Source organism: Klebsiella sp. JB_Kp004, assembly GCF_040065795.1.
GTDB lineage: Bacteria > Pseudomonadota > Gammaproteobacteria > Enterobacterales > Enterobacteriaceae > Klebsiella > Klebsiella quasipneumoniae.
In genome coordinates, this window is record NZ_JBEAKW010000007.1 from 198,204 (window position 1) to 225,136 (window position 26,933).

Sequence of the window (26,933 nt, forward strand, 5' to 3'; positions counted from 1 at the left end):
CGGCCGGAGAGGGAACGAAAAAGAGGGGGGAGGACAGAATAACCCTCTCCGAACGGAGAGGGCTGGGGATCAGAATTCGCTGCGGGCGAAACCGGTCATCTCTTTCAGGCCCATTTCCCGGCCCAGGGCGGTCATCGGATGGACGACCACCAGGCCGCGGACGCTTTTCTTCAGCTTGCCCATATCGGCCTGCTCTTTTTTGGTAATCGCGCGGCGGAACGGCAGGCTCATCAGCTTCTGCGCCTCTTTGCTCAACTTCTGGCTCTGGACGGAACGCAGACGTTCAATCTCCGTTTCCAGAGTGGCTTTTTCTTTCTCCAGCTCCGCGTATTTATCGGCGGCTTCCACCAGCGACAGCTCGGCCTGCTGGTGGCGGATGGCGTCGAGACGATCGCTCAGACGTTTGATTTCATTCTTTTCGACTTCTTTCATGGTGATTTGATCTGTTAATAAAGGGGCTTCATTCGCCTATAGTATGTGCCGTGACCGCTATTGTTGATAGCTATTTATCAAAAATTCGCCGTTTATCGCCGTCAGAATACGATACCTTAATCTGCTAATAATTTGAATTTTATAATTATTCCTTCCGATACCCGCGCTAATTTCATTTCTGTGAAGCCTGTCGGCAGATAAGCACGTTTTCCTTAACCCACGCCGGTGAATTGGCTAATGCTTAATCAGATTATTCCCAAAAGGAGGACGTGATGGCAAAGATCGGCGACGGCGTACCACGTTTAATCGACAAAGCGGTTGATTTTATGGCTTCCAGTCAGGCGTTTATGGAGTATTTGAAAAAGTCTCCGCGGCTGCAGCATGTACCGCGAGATATCCCTCAGGATAAGGAAGCGTTGTTTCTGCAGCGTCTGGAATATTATCGTCAGCTTTACCGGCCGACCTGCGACCAGACGGAGCCGGAATCAGAGCGTTGATTTCTGGAAGGCTTTTTTTAAGCTGATTCGTGAAATCAGCTCAGTCAGGGACAACACCATCGTTGAACGCACCATCTGCTGGTAACGCAGTTTCTGCATTGCCAGCAGTTCGGCGTCGCTGTCATCAAACTGCGGCGTTGGCGGCAGGGCGGCGACGCAGTGCAGTTCGCCGAACGGACCGATAATTTCGTCGTCGGTAAAGCTGTACTCATTGCCGTCGTGATTAAGCTCTTCGCGCAGGGCCATCAGCAGCTCGGCGTCTTCATATTCGGCACGACTTATCACCCCAAGGCCATAAATCAGCTTCAGGCGTACTGAGAGATCGCCGAGCGGCCCGCTGCCCTCCAGCAAGGGCTCGACGGCGTATTTCACCGCGTAGTCGTCTTTACGGAACACCTGAAGCACCAGAATATTGACCGCTTCCGTTAACAGCTCGACGGTGGCGATCAGGAAGCTTCGTACGGTTTTGCCAGCATTCAGACGCTCAAGCACACGGTTTTCAAATGCTTGTGTTTCTTCCATCATTGCCTGCATATCTGACAGGAGTCGTAATGGGCGCGACGTCGGCCGCGCCAGGTTGTGCATCATTTTACCGCGTTGTAGTCGTTAACGGCCTCCGCGACGACATCGCTTGCCGCGTCAAGGCCGGAAATCTGCGCCAGCGCGGCCTGCGGCCCTTTGTCGGCGATCAGTGTCGCCAGCTCCTGCGCCTGCGGATCGTCTTCGCTACGGAAATGCATCGCCGCCGCAATCCCTTTCACCAGATTGCGGTGCGGCAGGCCGTATTCCAGCGTACCCAGCAGCGGCTTAATTAAACGGTCGCCGGCGCTCAGTTTGCGCAGCGGCTGACGGCCAACGCGCTCGACATCGTCTTTCAGGTACGGGTTCTCGAAACGGCCAAGAATTTTCTGGATATAAGCCGCGTGCTTCTGCGGGTCAAAGGCGTAGCGTTTGATCAGCACCGCGCCGCTCTCCTCCATCGCGCCCTGCACGACGGCCCGAATTTTCTCGTCGAGTATCGCGTCGCGAATCGTCTGGTGGCCCGCCAGTTTTCCGAGGTAGGCGGTTATAGCATGCCCGGTGTTCAAGGTGAAGAGCTTGCGTTCGACAAATGCCATCAGGTTATCAGTTAATTCCATTCCCGGGATGGTCGGCAGTTCGCCCTTGAACTGGGTTTTATCGACGATCCATTCGCTGAAGGTTTCCACGGTGACTTCCAGCGGGTCATGGGTAGCGGACGCCGATGGCGGCACAATACGGTCAACGGCGGAGTCGACGAAGCCGATATGGGTTTCCACCCAGCCCTTATCTTCCTCCGCCAGGGCGTTAAATACGTGGCCTTTTAACTGCGTGGTGCCGCGCACCATGTTTTCGCAGGCGATAATGTTCAGCGGGCGTTCGGTGCCCTGCGCCTTGCGCTTCGCCAGCCCTTTGGCGATGGCCGGGGCGATGCGCTCAAGAACGACGGGACCGACGGCGGTGGTCACCAGGTCGACGCTGGCGATCAACTCCACTACCTCGTCGCCAATGCTGCTGACGGCATTCACGCCGGAGACGGTATCCACCTGCTCATTTTCGCCAACGACGTGAACCTGGTAGCTATGACGGGCATTCAGGGCATCAAGTACGGTCTGATTGACATCGGCAAACGTCAGGTCGATGCCCGCGTCGGCCAGCAGTTTACCGATAAAGCCACGTCCGATATTACCTGCGCCAAAATGTAATGCTTTCATAGTATTAACCTTCAATTAATGTTTTTACCTGAGAGGGCTGGGGTGAGGCTTTTTCCCTCACCCCAACCCTCTCCCAAAGGAGAGGGTTGGATAGCGCTGATTATTTATTCAGCAACGCCAGCACGTCGTCGACGCTGGTAGTTTTCGCCAGGCGCTCAATCACCGTTTCGTCATCCAGCGCATTGGTCAGGCTGGTAATCACCTGAATGTGCTCGTTGTTGCGGGCGGCGATGCCGATCACCAGGCGGGCAACATCGTCTTCATCTTCCCCAAAGCGCACCCCTTCCGGGTACTGGCAGAAGACGACGCCGGTTTTCAGCACGCGGTCTTTCGCTTCGATGGTGCCGTGCGGCACCGCGATGGACTCGCCGAGATAGGTCGAGGTCAGTTTTTCGCGGTCCAGCATCGCCTGCACATATTCCGGTTCGACGTAGCCGCCTTTCACCAGCTGCTCGCCGGCGAAGCGAATGGCTTCTTCTTTGGTGGCCGCTTTGCGACCGAGGAAGATGTTATCCGCACCCAGCTTGAACAGGTTTTTGTCCGTATCATCAAAGCTGTCTTTCAGGCTATCGGTGACTTTGACTTCGTTGTCGATGTGGCGCTGGGCCGCCACCAGACGCTCGGTCAGGCTGGTGTACAGACCGCTGTCGAGGAAGTTGGTCAGCGAAATATGCTGCGCCTGCGGTACCTGGCGCATGGCGCGCTCGGTCAGGTCGCGGTGGGTGATCACCAGGTCAACATCCGGCGGCAGGTTATTGATGGCGCTGTTGGTGACCGAGATGTTGCTCAGGCCGGCATCCTGCACTTTCTTGCGCAGTACCCCGGCGCCCATGGCGCTGGAGCCCATCCCGGCGTCGCAGGCGACGATGATTTTACGCACATGGCTCAGGTCGTTGGTGACATTGCCAGCCGCCAGCGGGTTGGCGCCTTTGGATTCCGCTTTCATGTCATGCATACGACGGGTCGCGGCTTCGATATCGTCTTCTTCTTTAACTTTGCTGGTCTTGAGCAGAACCGCAGAGACGACGAAGGAGACCGCCATCGCGGCGATAATGGCTGCGATGTTCGCGAAGTAGGCCCCTTTCGGCGTCATCGCCAGCACCGCCAGGATAGAGCCCGGGGAAGCCGGAGAGACCAGACCGCCGTTGAGGATGGTCAGGGTGAAGACACCGGTCATCCCGCCGAGGATAACGGCCAGGATCAGACGTGGGTTCATCAGCACGTACGGGAAGTAGATTTCATGGATACCCCCCAGGAAGTGGATGATAGCCGCCCCGCCTGCAGACTGTTTAGCGCTGCCGCGGCCAAAGAACATGTACGCCAGCAGAACGCCCATCCCCGGACCCGGGTTAGCTTCAATCAGGAAGAAGATGGATTTACCCAGCTCGTGGGACTGCTGAATACCCAGCGGCGAGAAGATACCGTGGTTGATGGCGTTATTGAGGAACAGGATTTTTGCCGGTTCGACGAAGATAGACGCCAGCGGCAGCATGTCGTGCGCCACCATGAAGTTAACGCCAGCCGCCAGAATTTTCGACAGAACTTCTACCGCCGGGCCGATGCCGAGGAAGGCGAGAATGGCGAGGATCATCCCGATGATGCCGGCGGAGAAGTTATTCACCAGCATTTCAAAACCGGATTTGATCTTACCGTCTACCCAGTTATCGAATTTCTTGATGCAGTAGCCGCCCAGCGGGCCGGCGATCATGGAGCCGAGGAACATCGGCATATCCGCGCCGACGATAACGCCCATGGTGGTGATCGCCCCGACCACGCCGCCACGTTCGCCGCCGACTAATTTACCGCCGGTGTAACCGATCAGCAGCGGCAGCAGGTAGGTGATCATCGGACCGACCAGCTTCGCCAGCGTTTCGTTTGGCAACCACCCTGTCGGAATGAAAAGCGCGGTGATGATACCCCACGCGATAAACGCGCCGATATTCGGCATCACCATATTGCTGAGAAAACGACCAAAGCTTTGCACTTTGATCTTGATATCGGATGACATAAAACACCCCTTCTTCTGTTTTGCGTATCGCGCAGGCTAAAAGCCCGAGGTTTGTTGTTAATGTGGCGGCAGAGGTAGCCGGGCCCTGATTGATAGTGCGAAATCTGGCACTGAATCGTTTAGCTGTCCAGCCAGCGCCCTTAAGTGTGAGTCAGATCACACGAATATAGGGGGCGGAGAGGGTTTTGTAGTGATTGCGATCACATAATAGCTGTGTAAAAAAACAACAGACCGTCGTTTTTGCCACTAATCTGTGTTTTTGTGTGATATTTGTCACAATTTTGTTTCGTGTTTTTGTTGTTTGTTTGTGATTTTGATCACAAAGAATTTCACGGTGGATTTTTGCCGCTGTGATCTCGGCCCGGTTTTGCGGCCAGGGCGAGGCGGCGCTGTAACTAAGCAACCATGTTTGTTAAATAACTTTTTTCCGCCGGATGGCAAAAATGAAAGGGGTGAATTATGCTCAAATCAGCGGTCCGGATATCAGTGGGCCGTGATTAAAATTCATATAAATTATTAGCGTAAAGCCGAGGGAATTATGTTTCTCAATTATTTTGCGCTGGGCGTTCTGATCTTCGTTTTTCTGGTCATTTTTTATGGGATTATCATTATTCACGATATTCCTTATTTAATTGCCAAAAAACGCAACCACCCCCATTCCGATGCTATTCATGTCGCCGGATGGGTCAGTCTTTTTACTCTCCACGTCATCTGGCCGTTTTTATGGATATGGGCCACGCTGTACCGGCCTGAGCGCGGTTGGGGCATGCAGCATAAGGCGAATACGGACCCCGACGAACCTGAAAAAGAGATGGATATACAACAGCTTCGCCAACGACTGAGCGACCTTGAACATCAGGTGGCGGCCATCCAGCGGCCACAGTCCACCGCTGCGGCGGAGAAATAAACTATGGATTTGTTGATCATTTTGACCTACGTGGCCATCGCCTGGTCGATATTTAAAATCTTCAAAATACCGGTTAATAAATGGACGGTTCCCACCGCAGCGCTGGGGGGCATATTTATTGTTAGCGCGCTTATTTTATTAATGAACTATAACCACCCTTACACCTTTCTGGCGCAAAAGGCGGTAATATCTATTCCTATTACGCCGCAGGTGACCGGGGTCGTCAGCAGCGTCACCGACAAAGCGAATCAGCGCGTCGAAAAGGGCGAGGTGTTATTTACCATTGACCCGGCGCGCTACCAGGCGCGGGTCGATCGCCTGCAGGCCGACCTGGTGACAGCGCTGCACAGTATTAACACCCTCAAGGCGCAACTCTCAGAAGCCCAGGCCAACACCACCCGCGTGTCGGCGGAACGCGATCGCTTATACAAGGACTATCAGCGCTACCTGAAAGGGAGCCAGGCGCGGGTGAATCCGTTCTCGGAAAGCGACATCGATAACGCCAGGCAGAATTATCTGGCCCAGGACGCGCTGGTCAAGGCGTCGGTGGCGGAGCAGGCGCAGATCCAGAGCCAGCTGGATAGCATGATCAACGGCGAACAGTCGCAAGTGGCCAGCCTGCGCGCCCAGCTGGCGGAGGCGAAATATAATCTCGATCAGACCACCGTGCGGGCGCCCAGCGATGGGTATATCACTCAGGTGTTGATCCGTCCGGGGACCTACGCCGCCTCGCTGCCGCTGCGGCCGGTGATGGTGTTTATCCCCGAGCAAAAACGGCTGATCGTCGCCCAGTTCAGGCAAAATTCGCTGTTAAGGCTGGAGAAGGGCGACGACGCGGAAGCGGTGTTTAATGCCCTGCCCGGACAGGTGTTCCACGGTAAACTGGTGAGCATTTTACCGGTGGTGCCCGGGGGGACCTATCAGGCGCAGGGGGCGTTGCAGTCGCTGACCGTGACGCCGGGCAGCGATGGCGTACTGGCGACCATCGAGCTCGATCCGAATGCCGAAATTGATGCGCTACCCGATGGCATCTACGCTCAGGTGGCGGTCTACTCCGACCATTTCGCCCACGTTTCGGTGATGCGTAAAGTGCTGCTGCGCATGACCAGCTGGATGCACTACCTCTATCTCGACCATTAATGCGATCGGCGGCAGGTTGAGCGGGAGGCTCACCTGCCTTTTACCTCGCCCTGAGCCATACTCATATCTTTGTTGGCGATAAGGAGCAGGCTATGAAACTGATCGGCAGCTACACCAGTCCCTTTGTGCGCAAAATATCAGTGATCCTGCTGGAAAAGCGCATCCCTTTTGAGTTTGTCAACGAATCCCCCTACAGCGAAAGCAACGGCGTGGCGCGCTATAACCCGCTGGGCAAAGTGCCGGCGCTGGTGACGGATGACGGCGAATGCTGGTTTGACTCCCCGGTTATCGCCCAGTATCTCGAGCTGCTGGGTGTGGCGCCGCCGATGATCCCCGCCGATCCCAGAGCCGCTCTCAGGATGCGCCAGCTAGAGGCGCTGGCGGATGGGGTGATGGAGGCCGCCCAGGCGCTGGTGCGCGAAAAGGCTCGCCCCGCGGCCCAACAGTCAGAGCAAGAGCTGCTCCGCCAGCGGGAGAAAGTGGCGCGCGGCCTCGACAGGCTGGAAGCCTGCGCGGCGGACGGGACGCTGCGCGGCGACGAGGTCAATCTGGCGACCATCTCCACGGCCTGCGCCATCGCCTACCTGAACTTTCGCCGGGTGGCGCCGGGCTGGTGCGCCACCCGGCCGCAGCTGGTGAAGCTGGTGGATGCGCTGTTCCAGCGCGCCAGCTTTGCGCGCACCGAACCGCCGCGGACTTGACCCAGGCAGGTAACAGTTTGCGCAAGGAGGCGTTACAATCGCCGCTGATTGTTGACTCCCTCTCCCGTCGGGAGGGGGGAAAATAACTTACCGCCAGGCCCATTGATGACTACCGAAATTCGTGCGCTTTATACCCGGCTTCCGGCCATTGACCGCTTACTCCGCGACCCCGCTTTTTCCTCCCTGCTGGCGCAGCACGGCCATTCGCAGGTGGTGACGCAGCTGCGCCAGATGCTGGACGAGGCGCGGGAACAGATCCGCCAGTGTCAGACACTGCCTGACTGGAGCCATGACTGGCTGAGCGCCTGCGCGCAGCGGCTGACCGCCAGAAGGCAGAGCGCCCTGCGTCCGGTGTTTAATCTCACCGGTACGGTGCTGCACACCAATCTCGGGCGTGCCATCCAGGCTGAGGCGGCGGTGGAGGCGGTCGCCAGCGCGATGCGCGCACCGGTGACGCTCGAATATGATCTCGACGACGCCGGGCGCGGCCATCGCGATCGCGCCATTGCCGATCTGCTGTGCCAGATCACCGGCGCGGAAGATGCCTGTATCGTGAACAACAACGCGGCAGCCGTTCTGCTGATGCTGGCGGCCACCGCCAGCGACAGGGAGGTGGTGGTCTCCCGCGGCGAGCTGGTGGAGATCGGCGGGGCGTTCCGCATCCCCGACGTAATGCGTCAGGCAGGTTGTCAGCTGCACGAAGTGGGCACCACCAACCGCACCCATGCCAAAGACTATCGCCAGGCGGTGAATGACAATACCGCCCTGCTGATGAAGGTCCACACCAGCAACTACAGCATTGAAGGCTTTACCAAAGCCGTCGACGAAGCGGAGCTGGCGGTCATCGGCCGCGAGCTGGACGTCCCGGTGGTGGCCGACCTGGGCAGCGGGTCGCTGGTGGATCTCAGTCAGTATGGCCTGCCGAAGGAGCCGATGCCGCAGGAGATGATCGCCGCCGGGGTGAGCCTGGTCAGTTTCTCCGGCGACAAACTGCTTGGCGGCCCGCAGGCTGGAATTATCGTCGGCAAACGCGCGCTGATTGCCCGCCTGCAAAGCCATCCGCTGAAGCGGGCCCTGCGCGCGGATAAAATGACCCTCGCGGCGCTGGAAGCCACGCTGCGCCTCTATCAGCATCCGGAAGCGCTGCGGGACACCTTACCGACGCTGCGCCTGCTCACCCGCCCGGCGGACGAAATCCGCCGGCAGGCCGAACGTCTGCAGCCTGCCCTGGCGGCACACTATGCTGATTTTGCCGTCAACGTGGCAGCCTGCCAGTCGCAGATTGGCAGCGGCTCGTTACCTGTCGACCGTCTGCCTGGCGCGGCGTTGACCTTTACCCCGCATGACGGCCGCGGCAGCCGGCTGGAGGCGCTGGCGGCCCGCTGGCGCGCGCTGCCGTGCCCGGTGATTGGCCGCATTTATGACGGTCGGCTCTGGCTGGACCTGCGCTGTCTGGAAGATGAAACCCGGTTTATGGAGATGTTGTTACGATGATTATTGCCACCGCTGGACATGTTGACCACGGCAAAACGACGCTGCTGCAGGCGATAACCGGCGTAAATGCCGATCGTCTGCCGGAAGAGAAAGCGCGGGGAATGACGATCGATCTCGGCTATGCCTACTGGCCGCAGCCGGACGGGCGGGTGCTGGGGTTTATTGACGTGCCCGGGCACGAAAAGTTTTTGTCCAACATGCTGGCGGGGGTGGGAGGGATCGACCATGCGCTGCTGGTGGTGGCCTGCGATGACGGCGTGATGGCGCAAACCCGCGAACACCTGGCGATCCTGCAGCTGACCGGAAAGCCGACGCTGACGGTGGCCCTCACCAAGACGGACCGCGTGGCGGCCGCCAGGGTGGCGGAGGTTCAGGCGGAGGTCGAGCAGACCCTGCGCGAACTGGGCTTTGACGCCGCCGCTTTCTTCCCCACCGCGGCGGTGGAAAACATCGGTATTGCCGAACTGCGCAGCCATCTGCTTCAGCTTGCGGAGCGCCCCCATCCACAGCAGCGGCGTTTTCGCCTGGCGCTGGATCGCGCCTTTACCGTCAAAGGGGCGGGGCTGGTGGTCACCGGGACGGCGCTCTCCGGCGAAGTTCGGGTCGGGGATACTTTGTGGCTCACCGGCGTCAACACGCCGATGCGCGTCCGCGGCCTGCATGCCCAGAATCAAGCGGTTGAGCAGGCGCACGCCGGGCAGCGCATTGCGCTGAATATTGTCGGCGATGCGCAGAAAGAGGCATTGCACCGCGGCGACTGGCTGCTCTCCTCACCGCCGCCGGAGCCTGCAGAGCGGGTGATTGTCGAACTGCAGTGCCATACGCCGCTCAGCCAGTGGCAGCCGCTGCATATTCACCACGCTGCCAGCCACATCACCGGCCGGGTGTCGCTCCTGGAGGGCGGCCTGGCGGAGCTGGTGCTGGATACTCCGCTGTGGCTGGCGGATAACGACCGGCTGGTGCTCCGCGATATCTCCGCTCGCTTGACGCTGGCCGGCGCACGGGTGGTGACGCTGGATCCCCCGCGCCGCGGCAAGCGTAAACCGGAGTATCTGCAGTGGCTGCACGCCCTGGCGGCGGTCGGCGCTGACGATGCGCAGGCCCTGGAGCTGCATCTGCAGCGGGACGCCGTCCGGCTTGAGCGCTTCGCCTGGGCGCGGCAGCTGAGTGAAGCCGGAATGGCGGCCTTGATCCAGCGACCGGACTATCTGCAGGCCGGACAGCGCCTGCTTAGTGCGCCGCTTGCCGCCCGCTGGCAGCGAAAATTGCTGGATGCCCTGGCGCGCTACCATGAGCAGCATCGCGACGAGCCGGGCCCTGGCCGGGAGCGCCTGCGCCGCATCGCGCTGCCGATGGAAGAGGAAGCGCTGGTGCTGCTGCTGATTGAGCAGATGCGCGAGAGCGGATTAGTCCACAGCCATCACGGCTGGCTGCATCTGCCCGAGCATAAAGCCGGGTTTACCGACGAGCAGCAGGCGGTCTGGCGGAAGGTGGAGACCCTGTTCGGCGATGATCCCTGGTGGGTGCGCGATCTCGCGCGCGAAGTCCATGTTGAAGAGTCCCTGATGCGCGCGGTGCTGCGCCAGGCGGCGCAGCAGGGGATGATTACCGCGATCGTCAAAGATCGTTACTACCGCAACGATCGCATTGTGCAGTTCGCCCAGCGGGTGCGCGAGCTGGATCAGCTGCGCGGCTCAACCTGCGCGGCGGATTTTCGCGATACCTTAAACGTAGGGCGGAAGCTGGCGATCCAGATCCTCGAGTATTTCGATCGGATTGGCTACACCCGTCGTCGCGGCAACGATCATATCCTGCGCGATAAAGCATTGTTTCTCTAATCATTAACGCCTGCTCCCCGGCGGGCTTCGTGCCGGAGAGCAGGCGAAAAGAACGTGCCGCTGCGTGAAACCGCGGAGGCGATCTCGCGTGAGCTGGGTTTCCCGGTGCGTGAAGCGTCAGGCAAATGACCACATCCTGCATGCCATCTGACTAAAAACAGCGCTGATTCCATTCAGGATCAAAGCGCGGGCAGGGATTATTCTGGCACCCTGCGGTTTTATCCCCAGGGAGCAGAGGATGAACCGGTTTCTTATTGCCAATGCCCAGCAGTGTATTGGCTGTCGTACCTGTGAAGTGGCCTGCGCGGTGGCGCACCAGCAGGCGCAGGATGTCTCCATGCTGTCGACAGGCCATTTCACGCCGCGTATCCGGGTGGTGAAAAGCGGCGAGATATCAACGGCGACGGCCTGTCGGCAGTGCGAGGATGCGCCTTGCGCCAGCGTCTGCCCGCAGGGGGCGATTCGTCGGGAGGAGGACGTCTGGTGGGTCGATCAGCGCCGCTGCATCGGCTGTAAAAGCTGCATGGTGGCCTGCCCGTACGGCGCAATGACCGTCACGGTGGTGAACCAGCAGGCGCAGGCGCTGAAATGCGATTTATGCCACCACCGCGCCGAGGGGCCGGCCTGCGTAGCCGCCTGCCCGACGCAGGCGCTGCGGGTGATGGCTCCCGCGGAGCTGGAGGCGCTATGCGCGCAAAAACGCCAGCGGCTGGCGCTGGCGTGAGCGGGTCCGCTAACGGGCGTTTCCCGTCAGCGGCGTCAGGGATTAGGCTTCCTGTTCGCGCCAGGCGAATTCAACTTCTTCGGCGAGAATTTTCACCCCGGCCTCGATTTTTTGCGGGTCCGGCACATAGTTCATGCGCATGCACTGGTGGGTATGCGGCCACGGTTTATCGAGTCCCGGGAAGAAGAAATCCCCCGGCACCATCAGCACGCCGCGCTTTTTCAGCCGCTGATACAGCAGCTCGGTGGAGATCGGCAGATCCTTAAACCACAGCCAGAGGAAGATCGCCCCCTCCGGTTTGTGAATAAGGCAGCGCTCTTCCGGCAGATAGCGGCGAATAATGGCGATGGTCTCCTGCACCCGCTGGTAATAGAAGGGTTTGATCACTGTCTCTGACAGGCGCAGCAGATCCTGACGTTTAATCATTTCACACATCATTGCCGGCCCGATACCGCCGGGCGCGAGGCTGATAATGCCGTTCATGTTGCTGATGGCGGTGATGATTTTCTCGTTGGCGATGATAATCCCGCAGCGGCTGCCCGGCAGGCCCAGCTTGGACAGGCTCATACACAGCACGATGTTCGGATTCCACAGCGGTCGGGCGTCGCTGAAAATAATGCCCGGGAACGGCACGCCGTAGGCGTTATCAATCACCAGCGGGACCCCATGCTGATTCGCCAGCGCATCCAGTTTGATCAGCTCTTCATCAGTGATGACGTTGCCGGTCGGGTTGGTGGGACGCGAGACGCAGATCATCCCGGTCTCTTCCGTCACCTGCAGATGCTCAAAATCAACGTGGTACTTGAACTGGCCTTCCGGCAGCAGTTCGATATTCGGCCGGGTGGCAACGAACAGATCCTCTTCCAGGCCGGCATCGGCATAGCCGATATATTCCGGCGTCAGCGGGAACAGCACCTTACGGGTGGTGCCATCTGCCCGACGGCCTGCGAACAGATTAAACAAGTAGAAAAATGCGCTCTGACTGCCGTTTGTTAGCGCAATATTCTGTGGTTCGATCTCCCAGCCCAGCTCGTCGCGCAGCATCTTCGCCAGCAGGCTCAGCAGCTCGCTTTTGCCCTGCGGACCATCATAATTACAAAGCGCATCAAGGGCTTTGCCATTATCCAGCATGTCGGAGAGCAGCTGCTGGAAGTAGTCATTCATCTCCGGGATCTGAGCGGGGTTGCCGCCGCCCAGCATAATAGCGCCCGGCGTGCGCAGACCGTCATTAAGGTCTTCCATCAGGCGGGTGATGCCTGAATGACGGGTGAATTTGTCGCCGAAAAGGGAAAATGTCATCGCGAATCGTCTGTCGGTGGTTCTGGAAAGTGGCTAACCATAACGCCAGCGCCAGCGTGGTGCAAATCGAAGGGAAGGGGAGTGTTTTTGTTTTTATCCTGTGAATCGATATTTTATCAGCGTATTGTTCTGACTGGCTCCCCGCCGGGCAGGGAGCCACTCCTGCTTTACTGCTGTTGTCCGGCCCAGATGACCATCACTTTGTCTTCACCGCTCTCGCGCACGAATCCGTAACCCCGCGGCATCGACAGCGTTGTCTGTTTGCCCATGCCGATCGCCGGGTGGCGCGCGCGGAACTGGCCGATCTTCTGCCAGTGGGTAACGCTGCGGGCCGCTTTACCGTTGACATCCTGCCAGTTCATCTCTGAACGGGTGCCCTGCAGCGGGTCCGAGCCGGTGGGGCCGAACGGGCGCGACGACTCGTCACCATAGAAGATCTGCACGGCGCCAGGGGCCAGCAGCAGCAGCTCTGCCGCCGTGGTGCCGCCTTCGCGGAACAGGCGCGTATCGTGCGAGGAGAGGTAGCTCAGGACGTTAAAGCTCTGCAGCTTGTCCGCCATTTGCTGCCAGGTGAGGTCAATGTTGGCCATGCAGTTAGCCGCTTTCGCCGCCTGGTCCTGGTAGTCGAAATTGATCATCGCATCAAAACCGTGGCGATAGTAATCGCTCTCCATCACCCCGTGTCCCCAGGCTTCGCCGGTCATCCAGAACGGCGCCGCATCCAGCGCTTTATCCGGATTGGCTTTCTTCCACTCCGCCAGCGCGGCGGTGGCCTGGGTTTTTAACTGCTGCCAGGCGTCCATCTCCACATGTTTAGCGGTATCGACGCGGAAGCCGTCGATACCGTAGTCGCGCACCCACTGACTCAGCCAGTGCGTCAGGTAGTCGCGCGGCGTATAGCCCGGGATCGCTTTCGCCGCAGTGTCCGGTTTATGGCTGTAGAAGTTCGGCAGGCCCGACGCCTCCTTCGATTCGGTTTTCAGATCCGGCAGGAAGGCCAGCGACATGGTGAGATCGTCATAGCCCGGGTTGTCGTAATCGCCGATATCGGTGCGGATCCACTTCTTGCCCCACCATTTCTCCCACCCGGCTTTATCGCTGAAGTTGATATAGTCGTTAAAGCTGTGCCAGGTCTGGCCCGCGCCGGGCTTCCAGTCCGTCCAGCGCTCGCCGAGGGTTTTTTTCAGCTCATCCCCTTGCAGATACAGGGAGCCGAACTGGAACTCCTGCATGTCGGCCAGGGTGGCGTAACCGGTATGGTTCATCACCACGTCGAACAGAATACGTATTCCGCGCTTATGCGCTTCATCCACCAGCCGACGGAGATCGGCTTCGGTCCCCATATTGGCGTCCAGTTTCGACCAGTCCTGAGTGTAATAGCCGTGGTAAGCGTAGTGAGGGAAATCGCCTTTCGTCCCGCCGCCGACCCAGCCGTGGATCTGCTCGAGCGGGGAGCTGATCCACAGGGCATTGACCCCCATCTGCTGCAGATAATCCAGCTTGCTGGTTAATCCCTGCAGGTCGCCGCCGTGGAAGGTGCCGATCTCCTGCATGCCGTCTTTATGTCGGCCGTAGCTATTGTCGTTGGCCGGATTACCGTTCACGAAGCGGTCAGTCAGGACGAAGTAGACGGTGGCGTTGTGCCAGTCGAACGGCGCCGGCGCGGCCGTCTCGGCGCGCTCGAGCAGCAGCAGACCATTGCTGCCGAAGGCGGGCTGCAGCGTGATTTTGCCGCCGCTGACGGTCGCGACATTGCCGCTGTAGAAATCGCGAACCTTGCTGCCCTCCGGGAAGGTTTTACTGACGTCGAGGGTGAGAGGTTTTCCATCCCACTTCGGACACTGGCGGATCTGCGGCGCCGCGGCGCTGGCCTCTTTTTCTTCCAGCGAAATCATCATCGTCGGCGTGCCGGAGCGGGTATCCACTTCCAGGGTATACAGACCCTGGCGGAAGACGCGCCATTGCGGCGGCGTGCCGCGACAGGGTTCCATGGAGAGCATCTGGTTGAGCTTAATGCCGCCGGAAGGCTGCCAGCACTGTTGGTCAAAATTTAGCTGCAGGGGACGTGTACCCTTCTCAACCACTTTCTGGCTGATGAAGCGACCCGTCCCCTCTTCGGTAAAAGCAGGGAAGTCGGCGGTAGTCCAGGCGGCAAAGGCCATCCCAGGCACGAATAACGTGGCAAGCGCAGCGAGTTTCATTGCGGGATCCTTGAGCGGTTTTTAGCTAGTGTGCCTTGTTGCCGCGCGAGTGAACTCCTCCCGGCGGACGTTTTACCAGGAGGATGAAAAGGGGTGAGTGACACCGCTCAAAAAATAGGCTAAAAATGAGACGAAGCTAGCATTTTCGCGCTAGCGATGCGGCGCAGAAACCGATTTCAGATGACAGCAATTCGGAATTGGACTATTTCTGTTGATGCTCTCAGTGCGTATTTTTGATACTATTAGCGATTCAGCTATCGTTTTTTTGTGAAAAACAAGGTGTTGGAATGCATATATCCGACCAGGAGACCTGATGATATCGAATCCCATACGACGATATGGGGCCGCCATACTTATGTTACTAACCTGCGTCTTTTCAGGTAGTGTGTTGGCAACAACGCACACAGCAACAAAGAGTCATAAAGCCCCAACGGTTAAGAAGATAAGTAGTACTAAGGTAAGCAGTAAACAAGAGTATTCTCGCAATAGTGTAAAGAGCAGTTCACTTCCTGACTTGCGAAAATACCCTTCCGGAACACCAAGGAAAAAAGCGTTTCTCCGGACGGTCATGCCTTATATTACCAAGCAGAATCAGGCGATTACTGCGGATCGTAACTGGCTTGTTTCCAAGCAGTACGATGCTCGCTGGTCGCCGAGCGAAAAGGCGCGCCTGAAAGACATCGCGACACGTTATAAGGTGAAGTGGTCAGGCAATACGCGTCATGTGCCCTGGAACGCGCTGCTTGAGCGTGTCGACATTATTCCGAACAGCATGGTCGCGACCATGGCGGCGGCGGAAAGTGGCTGGGGTACTTCCAAGCTGGCGCGTGAGAACAACAATCTGTTCGGCATGAAGTGCGGCGCTGGTCGCTGCCGCGGCGCGATGAAAGGCTACTCGCAGTTTGAGTCGGTGGAGCAGTCGGTGCAGGCTTACGTCACAAACCTGAACACTCACCCGGCCTATTCCTCTTTCCGCAAATCGCGCCTGCAGCTGCGCAAGGCGGATCAGGAAGTAACGGCCAGCACCATGATTCATAAGCTGAAGGGCTATTCGACCAGAGGGTCGAGCTACAACAACTATCTCTTCGCGATGTATCAGGATAACCAGCGGTTAATTGCCGCGCACATGTAATGTGCTTATCTACGTGATTATTCATGCCCGGCGCGCAAGCCCGGGCATTTTTCTTTGCTCTCTACATCATGACTTCACTGTGCCGGTCACGGTACTCCTTCGGCGTCACGTCGTACTCTTTCTTAAACACCGAATAGAAATATTGCAGCGACGGGTAGCCGCACATCTGTGAAATTTCATTGATCGACAGGCTGGTGGACACCAGCAGGCTGCGCGCCTTTTCCAGTTTCTCGCTGTGGATCACCGTGTGGATGGTCTCCCCGACCTCCTCTTTAAAGCGTTTCTCCAGGTTGGAGCGTGAAATGCCGACGGCGTCGAGCACCTGCTCCACCTTGATGCCTTTGCAGGCGTTGTTGCGAATGTAATGCATCGCCTGAATCACGGAGGGATCGTTTAACGACCGGTAGTCGGTGGAACGTCGTTCAACGACGCGCATCGGCGGGATCAGCTGGCGCTGCAGCGGGAGCGCCTCGTTATTCAGCAGCCGGTGGAGCAATTTTGCCGCCTGATAACCCATCTGGCGGGTGCCCTGGGCGACGGAGGAGAGGGCGACGCGCGAGAGGTAGCGGGTCAGCTCCTCATTATCGATGCCAATAACACACAGTTTCTCTGGCACCGGGATATGCAGCAGCTCGCAGGCCTGCAGGACGTGGCGGGCGCGCGCGTCGGTGACGGCGATAATGCCGGTTTGCGGCGGCAGCGTTTGCAGCCAGTCGGCGAGCCGGTTTTGCGCGTGCTGCCAGTTTTCCGGCGCCGTCTCCAGCCCCTGGTAGACCACGCCGCGGTACTTCTCCTTCGCCACCAGCTGGCAGAAGGCATACTCGCGCTCTACCGCCCAGCGTTTACCGCTGGAGGTGGGCAGTCCGTAAAACGCGAAGCGGTGTACCCCTTTTTCCTTCAGATGAAGAAAGGCGCTTTCCACCAGCGCGGTGTTGTCCGTGGCGATATAGTGGACCGGCGGGTACTGCTCTGGCTGATGATAAGAGCCGCCGACGCCGACGATGGGGACGTTGACATCGGCCAGTAGCTTTTCGATTTCGGGATCGTCATAGTCGGCGATAACGCCATCGCCTAACCACTCTTTGATGTTTTCGATTCGTGCCCGAAAATCCTCTTCAATAAAGATATCCCACTCCAGCTGAGAGGCCTGCAGATACTCGCCGACACCCTCAACCACCTGGCGGTCATAAGCTTTGTTGGCGTTAAATAACAGCGTAATACGGTGACGCTTTTCAAACATAGATGATGTTCCTGCTCTAACCCCGGTCATACCCCTTCATTCATGATGTTGCCGATGGCCTGGCTTTCTCATTCACCCCAGCCACGTACGCGATACGCGGCTGGGATGCGCCGTCTGCAACCCGAATGCTGTTGGGTATACACTACCGGCTAATGCCCGAGATATTTCAAGCGCCTTATGGCGAAGTTTGGTGGTAGCGCAAAGAATTCAGACATTCTTCAGAGAGCGCTTCCTTACGCACGCCGCTTGGTGGCGGAGTCCATCCACACCGCCAGCAGCAAAATGGCGCCTTTGACGATATATTGCCAGAAGGTGGCGACGTCCATCATGCTCATGCCGTTATCCAGGGCCGACATAATAAACGCCCCCATTACCGCCCCGGCGACACTGCCGATACCGCCCGCCAGGCTGGTACCGCCGATGACGCAGGCGGCGATGGCGTCCAGTTCGGCGATGTTGCCCGCCGAGGGGGAGCCCGCGCCAAGGCGCGAGCTGAGGATCAGTCCGGCAATGGCGACCATCAGGCCGTTAATGGCAAACACCGCCAGCTTGGTACGCTCGACGTTAATCCCGGACAGACGTGCCGCCTCCAGGTTGCCGCCGATGGCGTAGATGCGGCGGCCAAAGGCGGTGCGAGTGGCCATGAACAGGCCTGCCAGCAGCAGGGCGGCGAGGATCAGTACCGGCGTCGGCACGCCGCGATAGTCATTGAGCAGCCAGATTGCGCCCAGCACAATCACCGCGGTAATGGCCTGGCGGCCAACGGCCGCGGTGGAGGACGCGGTCGCCAGACCTAACGCCTGCCGACGCATCCGTCCGCGCCACTGCCAGATAATGAACGCCGCCATGCCGACAACGCCGATGCCAAAGCCAATGCCATCGGGCAGGTAGCTTTGGCCGATCTGCGCCATCGCCGGGCTGGTGGGCGAGACGGTGGTCCCGTTGGTGATGCCGATCAGAATGCCGCGAAACGCCAGCATCCCGGCGAGGGTGACGATAAACGAGGGGACCTTGCGATAGGCTACCCACCATCCGTTCCATGCGCCGAGCAGCAGCCCCATCACCAGCGTCACCAGAATGGTGAGCGGCAGCGGCCAGCCGAGCCAGACGTCAAAGATCGCCGCGGCGCCGCCCAACAGCCCCATCATCGAGCCGACGGAGAGGTCGATTTCTGCCGAAATAATCACAAACACCATGCCGACGGCGAGGATGCCGGTGATGGCCGTCTGGCGCAGCAGGTTGGAGATATTGCGCGCGCTCAGGTAGGCGCCATCGGTAACCCAGGTGAAAAACAGCATAATGACGACGATCGCGGCGATCATCACGAAGACCTGGAGGTTCAGCCCCTTCAGCGCCGGCAGGGCGGTGGGGGCGGTTGGGGTAAGTTTGATTTCAGACGACGTGTTCTTCGACATGGCGTTCGCTCCTCAGCGCGGCTTCCATCACCTGTTCCTGGGTCAGATGTTGATTAACCAAATTGGCTTTTAGCCTGCCTTCGTGCATGACCAGCACCCGATCGCTAAGACCAAGCACCTCGGGCAGTTCGGATGAAATGACAATGACCGCGATGCCCTGCTGCACCAGCTGGTTAATCAGTTTATAAATTTCATACTTCGCCCCGATATCGATGCCGCGGGTGGGTTCGTCGAGGATCAGAATGCGTGGATTCAGCAGCAGACAGCGGGCCAGAATCGCCTTTTGCTGGTTGCCGCCGCTCAGGCGGCCAATCGCCAGCTCCGGCGAGGAGGTTTTAATTTTCAATCGCTGAATGGACTGCTCAATACAGTGCTGCTCGGCGGCGTCGTCCAGGCTGCTCATCGCGCCGGTGAACTGGCTGAGCGCCGCCAGGGTAATGTTCTTACCCACCGCCATCACCGGCACGATGCCGTCTTTTTTGCGGTCTTCCGGCACCATGGCGATGCCGTGGCCAATGGCCTGCTGACAGTTAGTGATGCTGACCGGCTGGCCATCAATGAAGATCTCCCCCTGCCAGCGCCCCGGCCAGACGCCGAAGAGGCACTGCACCGCCTCGGTCCGTCCGGCGCCGACCAGCCCGGCGATGCCGAGGATCTCCCCGCGATGAAGGGAAAACGAGACGTCGTTGACCCGTTTAATATGACGGTTTACCGGGTGCCAGGCGGTTAAATGTTCGACCCGCAGGATCTCTTCGCCGTGGGCGTGCGGTTCGCTGGGATAGAGCGCGGTGAGCTCCCGGCCAACCATCATGGTGATGATGTCGTCTTCGCTCATGCCGCTGGCGTCGCGGGTGCCGATATGCTGGCCGTCGCGGATCACGCAGATCGTATCGGAGATCGCTTTGACCTCATTGAGCTTGTGCGAAATATAGATGCAGGCGATATCGTGGTTTTGCAGATCGCGAACGATCGCCAGCAGCGTCGCGGTCTCTTGTTCGGTTAAGGAGGCGGTTGGTTCGTCGAGGATCAGCAGGCGCACCTGTTTATTCAGCGCCTTGGCGATCTCCACCAGCTGCTGCTGACCGAGGCCGAGGTCGCCGACGCGGGTGTCGGGCGAAATGGGCAGATTGACCTGCGCCAGCAGCTTCTGGCAGCGCAGCGTCATGGTTTCATAATCCAGCAGGCCGTGGCGGGATATTTCGGCGCCGAGGAAAATGTTCTCCAGCACGGTGAGATGTTTCACCAGCGCCAGCTCCTGATGAATAATGGCGATGCCTTTGCGTTCGGTATCGCGAATATGGTTTGCCTGCAGCGTTTCGCCAGCAAAAATAATCTCGCCCTCATAGCTTCCGTGCGGATAGATACCGCACAGCACCTTCATCAGCGTCGATTTTCCCGAACCATTTTCACCGCATAACGAGACCACCTCGCCAGCGTTCAGGCGCAGGCTGACATTATCCACGGCCTTAACGGCGCCGAAGGTTTTGGTGATGTTCTTCATTTCGAGTAGCCAGGCCATAAAGACTCCGCAAAAGTGATATCCGGCGGGATGAAAATGACGCCCCGTAGCGGGGCGTCAGCCATTACAGTTCACTCTTTTTATGGAAACCGTCTTTAATCACCGTGGCGTCGATATTCTCTTTATTCACTTCAATTGGCGTTAACAGGCGCGAAGGGACATCTTTTAAGCCGTTATTCAGCGTGGTGTCAGACTTCGGCTGCTTATCGTTGCCCAGCTCAACGGCGATTTCGGCGGCGTTGGTGGCCAGGGTGGTAATCGGTTTATAGACGGTCATCGTCTGGGTACCGGAAATAATGCGCTTCACGCCCGCCAGGTCAGCATCCTGACCGGAGATCGCCACTTTGCCTGCCAGCCCCTGGGCGGTTAAGGCCTGGATGGCGCCGCCGGCGGTTGCGTCATTGGAGGCCACCACGGCATCGATTTTGTTATTATTCGCCGTCAGCGCGTTTTCCATTATTTTCAGCGCGTTTTCCGGCAGCCAGCCGTCAACCCATTGATCGCCGACAATCTTAATTTTGCCCTCATCGACATACGGCTTGAGGATCTTCATCTGGCCGGCGCGGAACAGCTTGGCGTTATTATCCACCGGCGAGCCGCCCATCAGAAAATAATTACCCTGCGGCACTTTGTCGACCAGGCTTTGCGCCTGCATTTCGCCGACTTTTTCATTGTCGAAAGAAATATAGAAATCAATATCGGCATTATTAATCATGCGATCATAGGCCAGCACTTTAATACCTTCCTGCTTAGCCTCTTTAATAACGTTACTGAGCACCTGACCGTTATAAGGAATAATGACTAAGACATCGACGCCGCGGTTGATCATGTTTTCAATTTGCGACATCTGCGTTTCTTCATTGCCATTGGCGGACTGGACAAAAACTTTGGCGCCTAAGGATTCCGCTTTATTGACGAAAATATCGCGGTCTTTCTGCCAGCGTTCCAGACGCAGATCGTCGATGGCCATGCCAATCTTCACTTCTTTCGCCATCCCCGCCATGCTGGCGAGCAGGAGGGAGCTGGCGCAAAGCGTAAGGCAAAGGTTCTTTATCTTCATAATAACGATACCTTTTTTGTAAGGGTAGGTAAGACGAACGGAAAAATAATGTTTGATACATGAGGTTGCGGATACGTTACAGATTCTTAACGCGGAAAGCAGGGCTGGCAATTACCGGTTCTTATTTTGCAGTTATGAAATTTCGTTTAATGCGCAAATTATGACGGCGATCGTATTTTATTCATGCACACTCTTATTATTGCACTGGACCTCTCTGACAGGACGGCAGAAGAACGCGCCGATATTATTTTTTGCGAGCTGGCGCACGTTTGTGGATTCTCTCAATGGCGGTGTGAAATAACGTAATTGAGGAAAATGAAAGCGAAATTCTATATTGGCTTAAACCCGTCATACTTCAAGTTGTAGGTGTGTTGGTGACATTCGTTGCTTCGCCCCCTGGTTATCGGGGACTCGCGCTCCTGCCGCCTTCCTGCAACTCGAATTATTTAGGGTACCTGATTGGTTATTCGCCGCATCTCTGAATATGGAGTTCTCTATGCAGACCTATTTCGATCAACTCGATCGCGTTCGTTACGAAGGCCCGAAATCCGCTAACCCGCTGGCTTTCCGTCATTACAACCCGGATGAACTGGTGCTGGGCAAACGGATGGAAGATCATCTGCGTTTTGCGGCCTGTTACTGGCACACCTTCTGCTGGAATGGCGCCGATATGTTTGGCGTGGGCTCCTTCGACCGCCCATGGCAGCAGCCTGGCGACGCCCTGGAGATGGCCAAACGCAAAGCCGATGTGGCGTTCGAATTTTTCCATAAACTCAACGTGCCTTACTACTGCTTCCACGACGTTGACGTCTCGCCGGAAGGGAGTTCGCTCAAGGAGTACAGCAATAACTTCGCCCGGATGGTCGAGGTGCTGGCGGAGAAGCAGCAGCAGAGCGGCGTCAAGCTCCTGTGGGGGACCGCAAACTGCTTCACCAACCCGCGCTACGGCGCCGGCGCGGCCACCAACCCGGACCCGGAAGTGTTTAGCTGGGCGGCCACCCAGGTGGTTACCGCCATGAATGCCACCCATCAACTGGGCGGCGAAAACTATGTCCTGTGGGGCGGTCGCGAGGGCTATGAAACCCTGCTGAATACCGACCTGCGCCAGGAGCGTGAACAGATTGGCCGCTTTATGCAGCTGGTGGTGGAGCATAAGCACAAAATCGGCTTTAAAGGCACGCTGCTGATCGAGCCCAAACCGCAGGAGCCTACCAAGCATCAGTATGATTATGACGCCTCTACCGTGTACGGCTTCCTCAAGCAGTTTGGTCTGGAAAAAGAGATTAAACTGAACATTGAAGCCAACCATGCGACCCTTGCCGGCCACTCGTTCCATCATGAGATCGCGACGGCCATCGCGCTGGGGCTGTTCGGTTCCGTCGACGCCAACCGCGGCGATCCGCAGCTGGGCTGGGATACCGACCAGTTCCCGAACAGCGTCGAAGAGAATGCGCTGGTGATGTATGAAATTCTCAAAGCGGGCGGCTTCACCACCGGCGGCCTCAATTTTGATGCGAAAGTGCGCCGTCAGAGCACCGACAAATACGATCTGTTCTACGGCCATATCGGCGCGATGGATACCATGGCGCTGTCGCTGAAGGTCGCGGCGCGGATGATCGAAGACGGTGAGCTGGATAAACGCGTGGCCAAACGCTACGCCGGCTGGAACGGCGAGCTGGGGCAGCAGATCCTTAACGGGCAGATGACCCTCAGCGACATTGCCCAGTACGCCGCTCAGCATCAGCTGGCGCCGCAGCATCGCAGCGGCCAGCAGGAACAACTGGAAAACCTGGTCAACCATTATCTGTTTGACAAGTAATCATGCGGCGGCGCCCGGCGTGACCGGGACCGCCACCAGGATGCTCTGTTCGCGCCACGCTCAGCCGTGGCGCGCGTTTAAGGAGAGGTAGTATGTATATCGGCATCGATCTGGGGACATCGGGCGTCAAAGCCATTCTGCTCAATGAGCAGGGTGATGTGGTGGCATCGCATACCGAAAAACTCACCGTCTCGCGTCCGCATCCGCTGTGGTCGGAACAAGATCCCGAGCAGTGGTGGCAGGCTACGGACACGGCGATGAAAGCCCTGGGCGCGCAGCATAGCCTGCACGACGTGAAGGCGCTGGGGATCGCCGGGCAGATGCACGGCGCCACCCTGCTGGATAAATCGCTACAGGTGCTGCGTCCTGCCATTTTATGGAATGACGGCCGCTGCGGCGAAGAGTGCCAGCTGCTGGAGGAAAAAGTCAGCGCTTCCCGGCAGATCACCGGCAACCTGATGATGCCGGGCTTTACGGCGCCGAAGCTCTTGTGGGTGCAGCGCCACGAGGCGGCGGTGTTCAGCCAGGTCGATAAAGTGCTGTTGCCGAAGGATTATCTGCGTCTGCGGATGACCGGCGAGCTTGCCAGCGATATGTCTGACGCCGCCGGTACCCTGTGGATGGACGTCGCCCGACGCGACTGGAGCGATGAGATGCTCGCCGCCTGCGATCTCAGCCGGGACGCGATGCCGGCGCTGTTTGAAGGCAGCGACGTCACCGGGCAGCTGCGTCCGGAGGTGGCGCAGGCGTGGAATATGCCACAGGCGCTGGTGGTGGGGGGCGGCGGCGACAACGCCGCCGGCGCGGTCGGGGTCGGCATGGCCGATGCCGGTCAGGCGATGCTGTCGCTGGGCACTTCAGGTGTGTATTTCGCGGTCAGCGAAGGGTTCCTCAGCAAGCCTGAAAGCGCAGTGCATAGCTTTTGCCATGCGCTGCCGGGCCGCTGGCATCTGATGTCGGTGATGCTCAGCGCGGCCTCCTGTCTGGACTGGGCGGCGAAATTAACCGGTCTCGCCAGCGTGCCGGCGCTGATTGCGGCGGCGCAGTCAGCCGACGAGAGCGCTGGTCCGGTGTGGTTCCTGCCCTATCTGTCGGGCGAACGCACGCCGCACAACAACCCGCAGGCCAAGGGCGTCTTCTTCGGCCTGACGCATCAGCATGGGCCGGCAGAGCTGGCGCGGGCGGTGCTGGAGGGGGTGGGCTATGCGCTGGCGGACGGCATGGACGTGGTTCACGCCTGCGGCATCAAGCCGCAGAGCATCACCCTTATCGGCGGCGGGGCGCGTAGCGCTTACTGGCGACAAATGCTGGCGGATATCAGCGGCCAGCAGCTCGATTACCGTACCGGGGGCGACGTCGGCCCGGCGCTGGGGGCGGCCAGGCTGGCGCAGCTGGCGGTGCACGGCGAAGCCGACCGCGCCGGGCTGTTGACGCCGCTGCCGCTTGAGCAAGCGCATCGCCCGGACGATCGCCGAGTGGCCCACTATGCGCCACAGCGGGAAACCTTCCGCCAGATTTATCAGCAGCTGAAACCGCTGATGTCATAGCCTCAGTCCGTCCGGCAACGCCGGGCGGATTACTTCCCTGAATGTCCCGGCTACATCCATCCAAAAAAGCGTATTTGTTTATTCCGAAATCTCCGTTTGGCCGTGCGTAACCTGAGGCATCGCCGGGGGAGTCGGTCATAATCAGCCCCTGTCGACCAGGGAGGTGAGATGAACACAAAACGCAATATTGCCAGGGTGATGATGGCAGCAGGATCGCTGGTTTATCTGCTCGGTATCTGGCGAACCTGCCCGTTGTTTAGCGGTAAAGGTTATTTTCTCGGCGTACTGGTGATGGGGATGTTTGCCGTCCTCGCCCATCAGCGCGCCAGACGGTGGCAGGAACAGGACGACGGTTTTATTGCCTTATGCCGGCTGGTGCTGCTGCTATCGGTCGGCCTGCTGCTGGTAGGCGCCTGGTATGTGCCGGCAGACTGGCATGAAAAAGCCGTCTATATCGCGGCATGGTTTGTCTGCTTATATGGCGCATCGGCAAACCCCGAACGGATCCGCGTCGCCTGCGCGATGCAAAAAACGGAATAAGCGCCACCCGTGGGCGCGTAAGAGGTAAAAGTAATGGAAAACAAGCACGCGACGTATTCTCCGGCCTTTCATTTAATCTCCTGGATTGCCCTGATCGGCGGCATCGCCACCTATCTGGTCGGCCTGTGGAATGCGGACATGCAGTTGAATGAAAAAGGTTATTATTTTGCTGTCCTGGTGCTGGGGCTGTTTGCCGCAGCGTCTTATCAGAAGACGGTGCGCGATAAATATGAAGCCATTCCGACCACCGCGCTGTACTACACCACCTGTCTGGTGGCCTTTGTCATTGCCGTTGGCCTGCTGGTTATCGGGTTGTGGAATGCCAGTCTGCTGCTTAGCGAGAAAGGGTTCTATGGACTGGCGTACTTTTTGAGCCTGTTTGGCGCCGTTGCAGTGCAGAAAAACGTGCGTGATGCCTGGGACCCGACCCGTGCAAGAGAGCCTCTCAGCGTGCCGGAAGAGGGGCCTGAACTGTGAGTCGGGCCCGCTCTCGGCGGCAGGTCGTTAACTGACCAGCCGCCGGCTATCAACCCGCTGCACCAGGCCGGACAGCAGCAGGCTGCCGAGCAGGGCGGCGCTGAAAATCCACACAATATCCAGCAGCGGCCAGCGGCTCAGTTCCAGATGGCTGGCGCGCAGCGCATGCACAATCAGGGCATGGAAGCCGTAAATTCCCAGAGAATGACGTGCAATACATTCGATACCGGGCAGGGGACGCGCGTTCAGCCAGTTTTTGGCGAGCGTCAGCAGGGCGACCGCGCAAACGAACACCGCCGGCCCGCAGTAGAGATACCAGGTGTCGCCGAAGTCCCCGCGCCAGCGTAGCTCATGCAGCGTGCCGCGGGAGATGACCCACACGGCGGCGAGGAACAGCGCGGCGCAGAGCGGGGTCAGCCATTTTTTATCGGTATCCAGGGTGCCAATGGCCCTGCCCAGCACGCCGTAGAGCACGTAATAAAAGGTGTCGCCATTGATATAGAGGTTGACCGGCAGCCACTCAATCCCGGCGGCTTTGACGCCAACCATGTTGGGGTTGGCCAGAATGCCGAGGATCGCCATCAGCGCCAGCAGCATTTTGCCGTTGACGGATTTAACCTGAATAAGCGGCGAGAGCAGATAGATAACGGCGATAGCAAAGAAAAACCACAGGTGGTAGAAGACGGGCTTCTGCAGCAAATTCTTTAACGACAGCTCGACGTTGATATGGGTAAACAGCGCGATATACAGCAGAGACAGCGCGCTATAGAACGCAATGCACAGGCCAATCCGCCAGAAATGGCGCGGCTGGGCGCTGCGTTCCCCAAAAAACAGATACCCCGAGATCATAAAAAACAGCGGCACGCTGACGCGGGAGGCGGAATTGAGCAGATTGGCGATATCCCATTGCAGCAGGGTAATCGTATGCGGATGAGTGATATACCAGCTGGTACTGTGGATCATCACCACCATCATGCAGGCAATGCCGCGCAGGTTGGTGATCCAGTGTATCTTTTCTTGCATCAGTCCCTCAAAGTCTACTGGCGATATAAGGTCTGACCCGCCTTATGCCCCGGTGTCGCACGAGATTAGTCTGAGTTTTTGATCACAGACTTGTCGCTGTTTCATGATATTCGCAAAATACCTGTAATACTGGATCTTTGCGATAACAACTTGCTGACAAGGCGGTGGAGGAGAACGTGGTTAAAGG

Annotated in this window: 23 protein-coding genes and 1 pseudogene; 13 read left to right on the forward strand and 11 right to left on the reverse strand. The window is 58.3% G+C overall.

Features of this window, described 5'->3' with window-relative positions; all coding sequences use genetic code 11:
* Positions 1-69: 69 nt before the first annotated feature.
* The gene (locus tag ABLX76_RS10045) at positions 70-432 is read right to left on the reverse strand and encodes a YibL family ribosome-associated protein (RefSeq protein WP_002922410.1); all 363 of its coding nucleotides are present in this window, start codon (positions 430-432) and stop codon (positions 70-72) included.
* Between the two features lie 272 nt (positions 433-704).
* On the opposite strand from ABLX76_RS10045, the gene ABLX76_RS10050 reads away from it, so the two are divergent.
* A complete protein-coding gene (locus ABLX76_RS10050) occupies positions 705-929 on the forward strand; it encodes a hypothetical protein (protein WP_002922402.1) in 225 nt (74 codons plus the stop codon).
* On the opposite strand, the gene mtlR is transcribed toward ABLX76_RS10050, so the two are convergent.
* From mtlR to mtlA, 3 genes are all read right to left on the reverse strand, one after another.
* Positions 918-1,514, reverse strand: coding sequence for a mannitol operon repressor MtlR (mtlR, locus tag ABLX76_RS10055; RefSeq protein WP_002922401.1), 597 nt, complete (start codon positions 1,512-1,514; stop codon positions 918-920). The two genes, ABLX76_RS10050 and mtlR, sit on opposite strands and share 12 nt — an antisense overlap.
* Positions 1,514-2,662: a mannitol-1-phosphate 5-dehydrogenase gene (gene mtlD / locus ABLX76_RS10060; RefSeq protein WP_087827807.1), complete on the reverse strand. Its 1,149-nt coding sequence runs from the start codon at positions 2,660-2,662 to the stop codon at positions 1,514-1,516. Before mtlD ends, mtlR begins: the two co-directional genes overlap by 1 nt.
* Positions 2,663-2,762: 100 nt before the next feature.
* Entirely contained in the window at positions 2,763-4,670 is a 1,908-nt protein-coding gene (gene mtlA / locus ABLX76_RS10065) for a PTS mannitol transporter subunit IICBA (RefSeq protein ID WP_023291345.1), read from the reverse strand.
* Positions 4,671-5,208: 538 nt separating this feature from the next.
* Here mtlA and ABLX76_RS10070 point away from each other — a divergent pair.
* The 7 genes and pseudogenes from ABLX76_RS10070 to ABLX76_RS10100 all read left to right on the forward strand — a co-directional run bounded on the left by ABLX76_RS10070 (position 5,209) and on the right by ABLX76_RS10100 (position 11,474).
* Complete coding sequence (locus ABLX76_RS10070) at positions 5,209-5,577, forward strand: DUF3302 domain-containing protein (protein WP_086075606.1); 369 nt, start codon at positions 5,209-5,211, stop codon at positions 5,575-5,577.
* A 3-nt stretch (positions 5,578-5,580) separates the two neighbouring features.
* A complete protein-coding gene (locus ABLX76_RS10075; RefSeq protein ID WP_348874466.1) occupies positions 5,581-6,717 on the forward strand; it encodes an HlyD family secretion protein in 1,137 nt (378 codons plus the stop codon).
* Between the two features lie 92 nt (positions 6,718-6,809).
* Positions 6,810-7,418, forward strand: coding sequence for a glutathione S-transferase (locus tag ABLX76_RS10080; RefSeq protein ID WP_004152043.1), 609 nt, complete (start codon positions 6,810-6,812; stop codon positions 7,416-7,418).
* A gap of 105 nt (positions 7,419-7,523) precedes the next feature.
* Complete coding sequence (gene selA, locus ABLX76_RS10085; protein WP_348874467.1) at positions 7,524-8,912, forward strand: L-seryl-tRNA(Sec) selenium transferase; 1,389 nt, start codon at positions 7,524-7,526, stop codon at positions 8,910-8,912.
* Positions 8,909-10,750 (forward strand): selenocysteine-specific translation elongation factor, encoded by a 1,842-nt coding sequence (gene selB / locus ABLX76_RS10090; RefSeq protein WP_086076517.1) that lies wholly within the window; start codon positions 8,909-8,911, stop codon positions 10,748-10,750. Before selA ends, selB begins: the two co-directional genes overlap by 4 nt.
* A 33-nt stretch (positions 10,751-10,783) precedes the next feature.
* Positions 10,784-10,879 (forward strand): annotated as a pseudogene (locus tag ABLX76_RS10095) (IclR family transcriptional regulator); the annotation flags it as partial.
* A gap of 109 nt (positions 10,880-10,988) precedes the next feature.
* Entirely contained in the window at positions 10,989-11,474 is a 486-nt protein-coding gene (locus ABLX76_RS10100; protein WP_032454347.1) for a 4Fe-4S dicluster domain-containing protein, read from the forward strand.
* A 42-nt stretch (positions 11,475-11,516) separates the two neighbouring features.
* Here ABLX76_RS10100 and avtA read toward each other — a convergent pair whose 3' ends face one another.
* Positions 11,517-12,773 (reverse strand): valine--pyruvate transaminase, encoded by a 1,257-nt coding sequence (gene avtA / locus ABLX76_RS10105; protein ID WP_023291339.1) that lies wholly within the window; start codon positions 12,771-12,773, stop codon positions 11,517-11,519.
* 167 nt (positions 12,774-12,940) lie between these two features.
* A complete protein-coding gene (locus ABLX76_RS10110) occupies positions 12,941-14,974 on the reverse strand; it encodes an alpha-amylase (RefSeq protein ID WP_086076514.1) in 2,034 nt (677 codons plus the stop codon).
* Positions 14,975-15,287: 313 nt separating this feature from the next.
* Between ABLX76_RS10110 and ABLX76_RS10115 the strand changes: the two genes are divergently transcribed.
* A complete protein-coding gene (locus ABLX76_RS10115; protein ID WP_064757123.1) occupies positions 15,288-16,106 on the forward strand; it encodes a protein bax in 819 nt (272 codons plus the stop codon).
* Between the two features lie 61 nt (positions 16,107-16,167).
* Here ABLX76_RS10115 and xylR read toward each other — a convergent pair whose 3' ends face one another.
* The 4 genes from xylR to xylF all read right to left on the reverse strand — a co-directional run bounded on the left by xylR (position 16,168) and on the right by xylF (position 21,340).
* Positions 16,168-17,346, reverse strand: a complete 1,179-nt coding sequence (gene xylR / locus ABLX76_RS10120) for a D-xylose utilization transcriptional activator XylR (RefSeq protein WP_023291336.1) — start codon at positions 17,344-17,346, stop codon at positions 16,168-16,170.
* A 233-nt stretch (positions 17,347-17,579) separates the two neighbouring features.
* On the reverse strand, positions 17,580-18,761 hold the full coding sequence (gene xylH / locus ABLX76_RS10125; protein ID WP_017900029.1) for a xylose ABC transporter permease XylH: 1,182 nt from the start codon (positions 18,759-18,761) through the stop codon (positions 17,580-17,582).
* Complete coding sequence (locus tag ABLX76_RS10130) at positions 18,739-20,280, reverse strand: xylose ABC transporter ATP-binding protein (protein ID WP_044525029.1); 1,542 nt, start codon at positions 20,278-20,280, stop codon at positions 18,739-18,741. The genes xylH and ABLX76_RS10130 overlap by 23 nt, the downstream gene beginning before the upstream one ends.
* A 64-nt stretch (positions 20,281-20,344) precedes the next feature.
* Positions 20,345-21,340 (reverse strand): D-xylose ABC transporter substrate-binding protein, encoded by a 996-nt coding sequence (gene xylF, locus ABLX76_RS10135; protein WP_023291333.1) that lies wholly within the window; start codon positions 21,338-21,340, stop codon positions 20,345-20,347.
* Positions 21,341-21,836: 496 nt separating this feature from the next.
* Here xylF and xylA point away from each other — a divergent pair, with 496 nt between their 5' ends.
* From xylA to yiaA, 4 genes are all read left to right on the forward strand, one after another.
* Positions 21,837-23,159 carry a xylose isomerase gene (xylA, locus tag ABLX76_RS10140; protein ID WP_023291332.1) on the forward strand — a complete coding sequence of 441 codons (1,323 nt, stop codon included), beginning with the start codon at positions 21,837-21,839 and terminating at the stop codon, positions 23,157-23,159.
* A 92-nt stretch (positions 23,160-23,251) separates the two neighbouring features.
* A complete protein-coding gene (gene xylB / locus ABLX76_RS10145; protein WP_348874468.1) occupies positions 23,252-24,706 on the forward strand; it encodes a xylulokinase in 1,455 nt (484 codons plus the stop codon).
* 168 nt (positions 24,707-24,874) lie between these two features.
* On the forward strand, positions 24,875-25,246 hold the full coding sequence (gene yiaB, locus ABLX76_RS10150) for an inner membrane protein YiaB (RefSeq protein WP_087848693.1): 372 nt from the start codon (positions 24,875-24,877) through the stop codon (positions 25,244-25,246).
* A 33-nt stretch (positions 25,247-25,279) separates the two neighbouring features.
* The gene (gene yiaA, locus ABLX76_RS10155) at positions 25,280-25,723 is read left to right on the forward strand and encodes an inner membrane protein YiaA (protein WP_085551483.1); all 444 of its coding nucleotides are present in this window, start codon (positions 25,280-25,282) and stop codon (positions 25,721-25,723) included.
* A 27-nt stretch (positions 25,724-25,750) separates the two neighbouring features.
* Here yiaA and ABLX76_RS10160 read toward each other — a convergent pair whose 3' ends face one another.
* The gene (locus tag ABLX76_RS10160) at positions 25,751-26,746 is read right to left on the reverse strand and encodes an acyltransferase (RefSeq protein WP_023291328.1); all 996 of its coding nucleotides are present in this window, start codon (positions 26,744-26,746) and stop codon (positions 25,751-25,753) included.
* Positions 26,747-26,933: the final 187 nt, after the last annotated feature.